The organism is Acinetobacter lwoffii (genome assembly GCF_024129715.1).
Classification (GTDB): Bacteria; Pseudomonadota; Gammaproteobacteria; order Pseudomonadales; family Moraxellaceae; genus Acinetobacter; species Acinetobacter lwoffii_U.
Genome location: NZ_JAMXXM010000038.1, coordinates 1 through 8203, shown reverse-complemented (window position 1 = coordinate 8203; position 8203 = coordinate 1). Strand labels below are relative to the sequence as shown.

Genomic DNA, 8203 nt, shown 5'->3' with positions numbered 1-8203 from the left:
AATTCTTTAATAGATAATTTTAAGTTTTTTCTAAAATTAACATAATACACCTTATACGAAATGCGGTATAATTCTCTTGAAAATTCAAAGCTGTAGTTTCTTTTTTGCCCAACCTCCCCAAGGTGGGCTTTTTTTTATGATTTTTCACGTTCCACGCTTATTATTTAATCAAAGTTTCACGACTTTATTCATATGAGTTAAACAATCGTGGTTAATCATAGGGTCTAAAAAAACGGCTCCAAAAGCCTCTTTTTTCGGATTCTGGTTGTTCAGGGGTAGCAATCTGTTTAGGTGAACCGTACTGGGTTTATTGGAGACAAGTTTTAAATCTAATTTATGTAACTATAGAGTATACTCTAAAGTTACATTATTTCTCTTACAGGTAAGACTGTAGACTTGCACTTGGAGCTTTCAACTTCACTAAATAGCCCGATAAGCCTAGGTCGAGAAAGTCTTTACAAAGCTCTTTCCGGTGAGGGTTAAACTTAGTTTCGATACTGTTATCAAAGTTGTAAAAGCACTTAGTTTACGGCAAGCAATTTAACATTGGATGTAATTATAAATATTATCTAAATAAGCTGCAATTTCATCCACTGTGGCTCTCGCAGTCCTTGAAACACCCACCAGTGTCGCTGAACCAGGTCCGGTCCACTCACCATATCCTACTAACCATAGGTTGGATTGTTTGACTGCTCGTGTTCCTTCAACAAGTATCGTATTATTTTCCTCTACTATTCCAAGTGGCTTTAAATGGCTTAAAGTTGCTTTAAATCCAGTACACCAAATCACTGCATTAACCTGTTGAAAAGATCCATCTTCCCAAATCACGCCATTTTCTGTAAAAGCCGAAAATGGGCGCTCACTATGTAAAACTCCTCGTGCACATGCATCTTTGACTGAATCAATCATGACAATATCACCCAGACCGCCAACAGGCTGATCTATTGTACGGCCTTCTAATTGTGCCTTTAAACGCTCTGTCGCACGTAAAAACAGTACACGGCCATCAACATCATCTGCTAAAAATTGAGGAGGTGTTGGCGTGATCCAAAGAGTGTCTGCCACTTGGGAAACTTCAGCCAAAATTTGTGCTCCAGAATTTCCACCACCGACTATCATTACGTGCTTATCTTTAAAAAGTTCTGCATTTTGATAATGGGCGGAGTGTAATTGCAGACCTTTGAAATTTTCTTGGCCAGGGTAAGATGGGATATAAGGATGACTCCAGGTGCCCGTTGCACTGATTACAGCCTTGGCTCTCCATATCTGTTCACCTGCATGCACACTCAATACTTCTCTTTCGCTTTTGACGTGATCAACATATACAGGACGAATAATCGGAAATTGATAACGCTGCTCATATTGCTGCAAGTATTCAATAACTTCTTTCTTGGTCGGATACGTTTGTTCTGTATTCGGCATAACCCAACCAGGTAAGGAACTCCAGCTATTCGGTGAAAACAGACGCAAAGAATTCCAAGCATGTAACCAGGCTCCACCTGCTTGATTTTGATCATCTAAAATAATAAATGGTATTTTTTTTCGCCTTAAAAAATAAGCTGTAGATAAAGCTGCCTGTCCACCACCGATAATGATGACATCAGTTTCCGTCTGTTTCTGATTCAAAGCCTTTTCCCCTTTTATTTTTTCTTTAATATAAAAACCCAATCCTGAAGACTGGGCTTTTACAATATTCACTATATTTTTATGACAACATCAAAATCAACTTAAACTATCAAGATATTTTTCAGCATCTAATGCAGCCATACAACCAGAGCCTGCTGAAGTAATCGCTTGGCGATAAACTGAATCAGCCACATCACCGGCAGCGAATACACCTGGCACTGAAGTAGCAGTGGCATTCCCCGCTGTTCCGCTTTGGATCTGAATATAGCCATCACGTAACTCAAGTTGCGCTGAAAACATCTCAGTATTTGGTTTGTGACCAATTGCCACGAATAAACCCTGTACCTCAATATCTTGCTTTGATCCATCTACAGTGGATTTTAAACGCACTCCAGTTACTCCGGTGTTATCGCCTAACACTTCATCCACTTGATTGTTCCAAAGAATGCTAATTTTGCCTTCTTTCTGTTTTGCAAAAAGATGGTCTTGTAGAATTTTTTCAGAACGCAATGAAGCTCGGCGATGCACTAAAGTCACGTGAGCTGTAATATTAGACAGGTAAAGCGCCTCTTCAACCGCAGTGTTACCACCGCCTACAACCATCACCTTCTGGTTCTTATAGAAGAAACCGTCACAAGTTGCACAGGCACTTACACCTTGCCCCATGAATTTAGCTTCAGAGTCAAGACCTAAGTATTGTGCCGTTGCACCTGTGGCAATAATCAGGGCATCACAGGTGAATTCTTCCATATCGCCTTTCAGCACGAATGGACGAACGCTTAAATCCACTTCACTGATATGGTCATAGACGATTTCGGTGCCAAAACGTTCCGTATGCGCTTGCATACGTTCCATGAGTGCGGGGCCTGTTAAACCTTCTGGATCACCCGGCCAGTTATCGACTTCAGTGGTCGTGGTTAATTGACCACCGAGTTGTAAGCCTGCAACTAAAGTGGGTTTAAGATTAGCCCGTGCTGCATATACCGCAGCGCTGTAACCCGCAGGACCTGAGCCAAGAATGATTAATTTAGAATGTCTCTTTTGCATTTAAGATCACCTAGCAGTTTACAAACTGCGCTGATTGACACGTTTAGATAATTCTTCAGCTGATTCCTTACGTTCTGAATAACGATCTGTCAGGTATTTGCTTTGTCCACGAGTCAGTAGGGTGAACTTAAATAACTCTTCCATCACATCCACAATCCGGTCATAGAAAGCCGAAGGTTTCATTCGCCCATCTTCTTCAAACTCCAAAAAAGCTTTTGGAACTGAAGACTGATTTGGAATGGTGATCATCCGCATCCACCGCCCCAAAATACGCATCTGGTTCAGGCTGTTAAATGACTGTGATCCGCCACTGACTTGCATCAAGGCAAGAGTTTTACCTTGGGTTGCACGGATTGCCCCTCCTGCCAGTGGAATCCAGTCGATTTGAGATTTAAAGATTGAACTCATAGAACCATGGCGTTCAGGTGAACACCAGACCATGCCTTCTGACCATGCTAAAAGCTCATGCAGTTCTTTTACTTTTGGATGCTCAGTATCCGCATCTTCTGGTAAAGGAAGCCCTTTAGGATGAAAGATTTTTATTTCCGCCCCAAAATGCTCAAGGATTCGACCGGCTTCAAGAACTGCAAGGCGACTGTAAGAACGTTCTCGATTAGAGCCATACAGCAGCAAAATTCGCGGAGGATGAGCAAGTTCTTTGGCTTGAACTTTTTCAAAGGTGGGTTGCTCAAGAAGATTTAGATCTACATTTGGGAGATTCATAGAGTTAGGCCTCTTTAAAAACTTTCTTTCTCAGCCAGAGTGAAACACTCACCAAGGCAATCAACACAGGAACTTCGACCAGTGGGCCAATAATCGTGGTAAAAGCAACAGGCGAAGCGATACCAAAAGTTGCAATCGCTACTGCAAGTGATAATTCAAAATTATTCCCCGCTGCGGTAAATGCAATTGCTGTGGTCTTAGGATAGTCATTGCCCATCCATTTACTCATAAAGAAGCTGATGAAGAACATTAAAACGAAGTAAATGGTTAAAGGAATCGCGATGCGTAAAACTTCAAGCGGAAGACTCACGACATCACCGCCTTTTAGGCTAAACATGGCCAGAATGGTGAACAGCAAAGCCATTAAACTCAGCGGACTGATTTTCGGAATGAACTTGGTTTCATACCATTCCACGCCTTTCTGTTTCACCAAAATCCATCGCGTTAAGAAACCTAATAAGAACGGAATACCAAGATAAACCAGAACAGCATGGGTGATGGTCCAGAAATCGACATTAATGACCTGCGAAGCGACACCAAAATAGGGTGGAAGGAAGGTCAGGAATAACCAGGCATAGGTACTGAAAAATAGAATCTGGAAGATGCTGTTAAAGGCAACTAATGCTGCAACATATTGATTATCACCACAGGCCAAGCCATTCCACACCAGAACCATGGCAATACATCGAGCAAGACCAATCAGGATGACACCGGTCATATATTCTGGATAACTATGTAAAAATATGATTGCCAGGGCAAACATGAGTACTGGCGCGATCAGCCAGTTTTGTACTAAGGATAAAGTAAGGGTTTTCTTATCCTTAAACACTTGTGGCAAAGTCGCATAGTTCACTTTTGCCAGTGGTGGATACATCATTAGAATAAGACCAATCGCGATTGGAATATTCACTGAATCAATGCTTAATTTATCGAGTGCGACAGAAGCCTGAGGAAAGAAGTTTCCGATGGCAATGCCTAAGGCCATGGCAATAAAAATCCATAGCGTCAGGTTGCGATCTAAAAAAGATAAGCGTTTTTCAGACATTTCACTTACTCAACGTTCGAAATTTGATTAATTGCTGCAATCAATTCTGAGCGAGATAGTTTATCTACATTAAGTTTAAATAAAGCATCTAAGCGACGATTGATATGTTCAACAGTGCTCATAAAGGCTTTTATTTTTTCTTCTTTATTCACGTCTAAGTGTGAAGGATCAGCCAAGCCCCAATGTGCCTTGATTGCTCCACCCAAATAAAGTGGACATGCTTCTTGAGCAGCAGAATCACACACTGTGATCACAACATCAGGTTGATATTGTTCACAATCATTAATCGTTTTACTCCATAAACCTTCGGTAGATAATCCTAAGTTTTCAAGGGTTTCTAAAGTTAGCGGGTGAACTTGACCTGAAGGCTTACTCCCAGCACTATAGGCTTTCCAACCTTCTGGTGCTCGGCTATTAAACAAAACTTCAGACAAAATGCTACGGCAGCTATTTCCAGTACATAAAAATAAAAATTTCATTGAATTACTCACAATAACTATTTATAGAAAGGGGGTGTTGATCATCCAGCTTTGATTGAGATTGAACCGTCTTCAAAATATCTAAAATTTCATAACACCAGTTGGCCAATTTTGGATTGATACTGTAGTAAACCCATTGGCCTTGTCTGCGATCTTGAAGTAGCCCTGAAGCACGTAAAAGGGCTAAATGTCTTGAAATTTTAGGTTGACTGAGTTGTAGTTTTTCAGTCAAATCACATACACATAGTTCTTTATTTTCAACAATTAATGTCACTATATTGAGACGTGTTTCATCTGATAAGCATTTAAAAAAATTAACTTGATCCATATAAGTCTCCTTCACATTCTTTCCATTTAAGAGATGAGAAAGTGCTATTTAATTCTTTGGCCATTTTCATCAATAATTTTTTCACCATCTTCTTTGCTAAATGCGCCTTTCTGAGGAAACGGGAGAATATCCAAAACAACTTCAGAAGGACGACACAAACGTGTACCTAAATCCGTAACAACGAATGGGCGGTTAATCAAAATAGGATGTTGAAGCATAAAATTTAAAAGCTGTTCATCAGACCAATCTTCCCGAATAATTTCTAAATCAGAATATGGAGGTACATTTTTACGAATTGCTTCTCTAACACTTAAACCAGCACTACGAATAAGTTCAATTAATTCTGCTTTCGAAGGTGGAGTAATTAGATATTCAATAACGATTGGTTCAATTCCTGCATTTTGAATTAAAGCTAAGGTATTCCTTGATGTACCACACTCAGGATTGTGATAAATCTTTATGGTCGAGAACATTTTGACTGACTCTGCTATTAGAAACTCAGATATATTTATATACGTATTTCCACATATATGCAAATACGTATATTGATTTTATTTAAATTACTTAATGTCAATAAATGTATATATATTCTTGCAAATTCTTATGAGTGAGAAAAAACTCGTTATTTAAATATGTAAATTTAGAGTAAACCCTAAAGTTACAATCTGAAAGTTCATGAAATTATGTATCATTTAAATGATTTTTAATCATAAATAACATGTAACTTTAGTATTAAAGATTTATAATTTACGAAATTGTTCATTTTTATCCAATTGGGGCGTGAAAAATTGAAAGGCCAAAAAGTAGGGTATATCCGGGTAAGTTCTGTCGAGCAAAACACTGGACGTCAACTTGAGGGAATTGAAGTCGACCGGATTTTTGTTGACCGTGCTTCAGGTAAAAATACTGACCGACCTAAATTTCAGGAAATGTTGAACTATGTCCGGGAAGGGGACAGGGTGATTGTACATTCCATGGATCGTTTTGCGCGAAGCCTGAAAGATTTGGTCACTGAAGTAGATAAACTGGTCAAACGAGGGATTGCCATCCAGTTTGTAAAAGAAAATATTACTTTTACGGCCGAATCCACCCCGATGGATAATTTGATGCTGCAATTGATGGGTGCTTTTGCACAGTTCGAACGTGAGATCATTTTAGAGCGGCAAAAGGAAGGAATAAAACTCGCCTCTGCTCAGGGGAAGTACAAAGGTCGGGTGCATAAACTAAAGCCTGACCAAGCTGAAGCTTTACGACAAGCATGGAGGGAAGGGAAGTATCCATCAAAAATGGCATTAGGAAAAGCTTTTGGGATTAGTCGTCAGGCGGTATACCGATATTTACAAGTTAGTGAATAGCTTATTGGGATTGGCAACTAAATTTAGTTTAACTTATAAAAATCATGAAACATTGTTCGAATTTTAAGCGTGGAACATAAATAATCAATAAAAAGCCGCTCTGGTACCCTATGCCCCACAACGGCTTGATCTAATATACTGAAATTTAATGATAAATATCAAGTATTTCGTATAAGGTGTATTATGTTAATTTTAGGAAAACTACACTTAGTCAAATTAAGTGCCATGATTAATTTTAATTATACTTTGAAATGATATAACATTACATTTATTTTTAAATTATTACTCATCATGACTCGTACGTTTGATCGGTTACAAGCAATAGATGCTTTAAGAGGTTTAGTAATTCTAATTATGATGTTAGATCATGTTAGAGAAACATTTTACTTACATCATCAAGTCACAGATCCAATGCTTATACCTGATACTGAAGGATTCCTTTTTTTTAGCAGAACTTTAGCTCATTTATGTGCACCTGTTTTTGTTGTTTTAACTGGACTGTCAGCGTATTTATATCAGAGTAAATATAATAGCTTAACAATGACAAGGGAATTTTTACTAAAACGAGGGCTATTCCTTATATTTCTTGAATTAGTGATCATTAATTTTGCTTGGACAGGTAGATTTCCACCAGATGTTATTTATTTACAAGTGATCTGGGCTATTGGACTAAGTATGGTTGCTTTATCATTGTTGATAAATATATCCAAAAAATGGCTTTGGTCAATCAGTTTAATTATCATCTTTGGACATAATTTATTAGAGCAAGTTTCTTTTTCAAATATTCCTATTCTTCAGAATTTTTGGTTTGTTTTATATGAGAGAGGTTGGATTGAGCTAGGTGAAATTCGTCTAAGAACCTCTTATCCAGTCTTACCGTGGATTGGTATTATCACACTAGGATATTGTATTGGCGGTTATATATTTGATGCTAGTAAAAACAATCATCGTCGCAATATAACTTTACTTACTACAGGTATATTGAGTATTGGTCTATTTTTTATTTTAAGACTAATAAATCTATATGGTGATCAGGAATGGACTGTTCAACAGAATTTTCTTGAAACAGGGATGAGTTTTTTCAACCTAACTAAATATCCACCATCATTGCTATTTACACTTTTTAATGTAGGAATTGGATTTATTCTTCTAGCATTGTTAAATAAAGTTGAAGATAAGAAATGGGTTAAACCCTTAATAGTATTTGGTTCAGTACCTATGTTTTTCTATATCGTACATTTATTTCTTCTTAAAGCATTATATGCAATTTCTGTAGGGATATGGGGAACAAATCAAGGTGCATATTTTGGAGTAAATACTGTAATAAGTTTATGGTTTATAACAATTATGCTAAGTATATTGCTTTATCCATTAATGCTTAAATTCTCAAATTTTAAGCATAAAAATAAGCAAATAAAATTGCTTAAATATTTATAAGTTAACTTATAAATTAATGTGGTTCCATTAATTAGACCACTCAAACCCATTTTATAAGTGATAAATCTGCTCAAAATGGGAGCTTAAAGCTCCCATTTTTGACTTCGTATAAGGTGTATTATGTTAATTTTAGAAAAAACTTAAAATTATCTATTAAAGAATC

9 protein-coding genes and 1 pseudogene are annotated in these 8203 nt (G+C 37.6%); 2 read left to right on the top strand and 8 right to left on the bottom strand.

What is annotated here, in order from left to right; translation table 11 throughout:
- Nucleotides 1–211: 211 nt before the first annotated feature.
- The 8 genes and pseudogenes from NI462_RS15165 to arsC form a co-directional block, all read right to left on the bottom strand.
- Nucleotides 212–289 (bottom strand): annotated as a pseudogene (locus tag NI462_RS15165) (plasmid replication DNA-binding protein); the annotation flags it as partial.
- 251 nt (nucleotides 290–540) lie between these two features.
- Nucleotides 541–1626, bottom strand: coding sequence for an ArsO family NAD(P)H-dependent flavin-containing monooxygenase (locus NI462_RS14240; RefSeq protein WP_253161164.1), 1086 nt, complete (start codon nucleotides 1624–1626; stop codon nucleotides 541–543).
- Nucleotides 1627–1722: 96 nt separating this feature from the next.
- Nucleotides 1723–2673, bottom strand: coding sequence for a thioredoxin-disulfide reductase (trxB, locus tag NI462_RS14235; protein WP_253161162.1), 951 nt, complete (start codon nucleotides 2671–2673; stop codon nucleotides 1723–1725).
- Between the two features lie 18 nt (nucleotides 2674–2691).
- Nucleotides 2692–3396 (bottom strand): arsenical resistance protein ArsH, encoded by a 705-nt coding sequence (gene arsH, locus NI462_RS14230; RefSeq protein WP_004644739.1) that lies wholly within the window; start codon nucleotides 3394–3396, stop codon nucleotides 2692–2694.
- Nucleotides 3397–3400: 4 nt separating this feature from the next.
- The gene (arsB, locus tag NI462_RS14225; RefSeq protein ID WP_004644740.1) at nucleotides 3401–4441 is read right to left on the bottom strand and encodes an ACR3 family arsenite efflux transporter; all 1041 of its coding nucleotides are present in this window, start codon (nucleotides 4439–4441) and stop codon (nucleotides 3401–3403) included.
- A 5-nt stretch (nucleotides 4442–4446) separates the two neighbouring features.
- On the bottom strand, nucleotides 4447–4920 hold the full coding sequence (locus NI462_RS14220) for an arsenate reductase ArsC (protein ID WP_004644741.1): 474 nt from the start codon (nucleotides 4918–4920) through the stop codon (nucleotides 4447–4449).
- A gap of 4 nt (nucleotides 4921–4924) precedes the next feature.
- A complete protein-coding gene (locus NI462_RS14215) occupies nucleotides 4925–5248 on the bottom strand; it encodes a metalloregulator ArsR/SmtB family transcription factor (RefSeq protein WP_005248682.1) in 324 nt (107 codons plus the stop codon).
- A gap of 44 nt (nucleotides 5249–5292) precedes the next feature.
- Nucleotides 5293–5721, bottom strand: a complete 429-nt coding sequence (arsC, locus tag NI462_RS14210) for an arsenate reductase (glutaredoxin) (protein WP_253161160.1) — start codon at nucleotides 5719–5721, stop codon at nucleotides 5293–5295.
- A 315-nt stretch (nucleotides 5722–6036) separates the two neighbouring features.
- Here arsC and NI462_RS14205 point away from each other — a divergent pair, with 315 nt between their 5' ends.
- Nucleotides 6037–6603 carry a recombinase family protein gene (locus NI462_RS14205; RefSeq protein WP_004282172.1) on the top strand — a complete coding sequence of 189 codons (567 nt, stop codon included), beginning with the start codon at nucleotides 6037–6039 and terminating at the stop codon, nucleotides 6601–6603.
- Between the two features lie 291 nt (nucleotides 6604–6894).
- The gene (locus NI462_RS14200; protein WP_179991664.1) at nucleotides 6895–8040 is read left to right on the top strand and encodes an acetyltransferase domain-containing protein; all 1146 of its coding nucleotides are present in this window, start codon (nucleotides 6895–6897) and stop codon (nucleotides 8038–8040) included.
- Nucleotides 8041–8203: the final 163 nt, after the last annotated feature.